This window comes from Bartonella florencae (assembly GCF_000312525.1).
In the GTDB taxonomy this organism is placed as follows: domain Bacteria; phylum Pseudomonadota; class Alphaproteobacteria; order Rhizobiales; family Rhizobiaceae; genus Bartonella; species Bartonella florencae.
This window is the reverse complement of sequence record NZ_HE997484.1, coordinates 1-818: the sequence shown is the minus strand read 5'-3', so window position 1 is coordinate 818 and position 818 is coordinate 1. Positions and strand designations below refer to the sequence as shown.

General features: G+C 44.4%; 2 protein-coding genes and 1 pseudogene. All 3 read right to left on the bottom strand.

Annotation, left to right across the window (positions count from 1 at the left end):
- A pseudogene (locus tag BN202_RS08945) lies at positions 1–306 on the bottom strand (late control protein); the annotation flags it as partial.
- A gap of 2 nt (positions 307–308) precedes the next feature.
- Positions 309–527, bottom strand: coding sequence for a tail protein X (locus tag BN202_RS08940; RefSeq protein WP_019220303.1), 219 nt, complete (start codon positions 525–527; stop codon positions 309–311).
- The coding region (locus BN202_RS08935; protein ID WP_019220302.1) for a phage tail protein at positions 524–818 on the bottom strand (295 nt) is incomplete at its 5' end. The genes BN202_RS08935 and BN202_RS08940, both read right to left, overlap by 4 nt.

Here is an 818-nt window from a genome sequence, read left to right as displayed (position 1 = left end):
AGAGGCAGCGCGCCCTGTAACACTTAAGGTTTGTGGTGGGCTGCTTACAGAGATTTCGTCTATCAGATAGGCTCCCATATCGCGGTTTTTTCCGCCTTCATAGCCAAGAGTGACAGAAATAACTGTCCCGATGAGAGGAATGTCAAGAAAGCCGTTATCACACTCACGGGCGCGGTCATCAAGTTCTATGGTGATACGGTCACTTTTGTCTTCTGCTTCATCGGTAATTTCAATCGACAAAACATAGTCCATGAGAGTTCTTGTAATGTCTTCGCCATTTGCCATCACTGTGCAAAAAGGTTTCATGATTAACTGCCCCAAATTCTAATGACCGGTGTGGCTTTGGGATAGGGGAGGATTGGCAAGAGGATTGTGATGCCTGCTTTTAAAATGGGGCCATAGTCTGCAAGACCAAAGTTTGCTGCATAAACGCGTTCAACAGCAAGGGCTTGTTGCCCCTTAGCATAGTATTTCCAGCAAATAGCATCTACCATATCGCCATCTTTGGTCACGTAAAGATCACTCATAGTTCTTCACCATATTCTCTCAAATTGATGGTAAATTCTTGTTTTTTTGGGCTACCATTTTGATGAAAGAAGCTTTGCTTTTCTTTGACAGAAAGGATGACAAATTTGCCTAAAATCCTCCCCTGACCCGTCACAAGAATATGAGGTCCCTCATGTGCCATTTGCCGCAAATATTCCAGTTGTCTATAACCGCCTTTAAAGTCTGGATAGATCACACCGGTTAGAGAAAATTCCGCATTTGCAATAGCTGGCAATTGAAGAGCAGCTTTGCGCCTCAATCGCCCTTGCTCC